Source organism: Streptomyces sp. NPDC029674 (genome assembly GCF_044903205.1).
Classification (GTDB): domain Bacteria; phylum Actinomycetota; class Actinomycetes; order Streptomycetales; family Streptomycetaceae; genus Streptomyces.
In genome coordinates this window covers 1-1,892 of sequence record NZ_JBJDPY010000049.1, presented here as the reverse complement: position 1 = coordinate 1,892, position 1,892 = coordinate 1, and the positions used below count along the sequence as shown (strand labels likewise).

Annotated in this window: 2 protein-coding genes; one reads left to right on the top strand and one right to left on the bottom strand. The window is 65.5% G+C overall.

What is annotated here, in order from left to right; translation table 11 throughout:
• Window positions 1–124 precede the first annotated feature (124 nt).
• Window positions 125–1,396 carry an IS110 family transposase gene (locus tag ACI2L3_RS40225; protein ID WP_206495882.1) on the bottom strand — a complete coding sequence of 424 codons (1,272 nt, stop codon included), beginning with the start codon at window positions 1,394–1,396 and terminating at the stop codon, window positions 125–127.
• A 326-nt stretch (window positions 1,397–1,722) separates the two neighbouring features.
• Here ACI2L3_RS40225 and ACI2L3_RS40220 point away from each other — a divergent pair.
• Window positions 1,723–1,892, top strand: a 170-nt coding sequence (locus ACI2L3_RS40220; RefSeq protein ID WP_404757437.1) for a transposase, incomplete at its 3' end; no start/stop codon positions are given.

Genomic DNA, 1,892 nt, shown 5'->3' with positions numbered 1-1,892 from the left:
CACCAAAGGATGAGGAAACTTCCCCTCGTGATCTAGTTTCTTTCTCCGTACCTTAGTTGGGTTCTCACGCGGGAGCTGCTTGGTGTACTTGTTGAGTCCCGCATAGTGGATGCTCCTATTGCTGTCAAGCGGCCAGTGGCGGGCTGATCTGCTCCAGGATGGCGGTCGCTCGGGCCTCGAGTTCAGGGTCGGCGCGAGTTCCGATCTCGAGTCGTCGGAGCCGCTGGTAGGGGACGCCGAGAGTGGCGGCGAGAACGCTGATCGGGATGCCTTTCGCTTGTCGGCGTGCTCGGAGTTCGCGCCCGACGGGATTGTCGGTGGCGGGATTGAGCAGAGCGGCATAGATCTCGTTCGCGACGTGTCGTTTGAGGCAGCGCATGATGTCACGGTCGGTGAGTTGCTCCGAACGACGCCTCTCGAAGTAGGCCATCGTCCGAGGCTCGCGATGCCGCATGCGCAACAGCACAATCCGGTGCAGCGCGGCGTTCGCGTGCCGGTTCCCGCCGCGAGAGAGTCGATGCCGTGTGCGTTGTCCGGAGGAGGCGGGGATCGGGGCGACACCGGCGAGAGCGGCGAAGCTGGCGCGGGTTCCGAGCCGCTCGGGGTTGTCGCCGGCGGCGACCAGGAGCGTCGCTGCGGTGACAGGACCGACTCCGCTCAGGGACAGCAGCGTGGGGTTGACCTGCCGGACGAGCATCTCCAACTGTTGTTCTATCAGGTCGATCTCGGCTTGCATCGTGAGGTGTCGGACCGCGAACCGTCGCAGTGTCTGCCGGGCGACGACCGCGGGATCGGGGGACGTGATTGTTCCGGGCCGAGTCTTGGCGAGCGTGTTCACCAGACGCTGCCCGCTGAGAGCGCGGAACGCCTGTCGCACGAGCTCGGGTGCGGTGATCAGCAGCGCGTGGATCTGGTTCATCACTTGCGCTCTGGCCTTGGCCGCCGAGCGCCGCTCTGCGAGGAGGATCCGCATCGACTCGACCGCGCCATCACCAGACTTTGGGATCGCGGTGTCCGTTCCTGCGAGGACAGCGACCGCTGCCTGGTGGGCGTCGAGGGGGTCGGACTTGCCGCGACGACGGCGGGCTTGCCGGTCCTGTCGCGCGACTTCGATGACGGTCAGCCCCGCCGTGGTCAGCGCGCGTGCGAGGCCAGCCCCGTACGACCCCGTTCCCTCCACCCCGATACGGACGACATCACCGTGCGCGTGGAGGAACGCGACGATCTGCGCGTAACCGCGACCGTCGGCACGGAACTCTCGGTCCGCGACAGGTCGGCCCACGAGATCGAGGATCGCGACGTGATGCGTTTTCTTGTGCGTGTCGACCCCGGCGACCAACTCGGAGCCTGGTGGCAACGGGTTGGTCAGCGGCGGGTCGAGTGTCATGCTCGTCATTGACGGGATTCCCTTCCAATGGTGATGAACGTCACCGCGGGTCGGGTGAGTGCAGACAGCACAAAGGTGAGACGACTTTCCGGTCAGGCTCCTATCAAGTCATGTGCCCGCCCGGCCCGCAGCGACCCCGGCGTCGACGGACAGATCCACAAAAAGACAGCCGCGAACGGCGTCCGTGTAATTTCGGGTCACGCCGGCGCCGGAGCCGAATCCATCATCTCTGTGTAACCCTCCCCGGTGGCCACGACCATCTTCGAGACGGACGCGGTCACCGTGGGAGCCTTCGAGCGAACCTTCCACAGCACTCTCGAAAGGACATCACCACGATGACCGCTCCACACATTGTCGACCCTGAACGCCTGCTGCGCGAAGCTCTCGGGGAGGCCTCCCCAGACCTGCTGCGCCACCTGCTGCAGACCGTGATCAACGCACTGCTCTCCGCCGACGCTGACGCGGTCTGCGGGGCCGAGTACGGCAAGCCCTCCGAACACCGGAC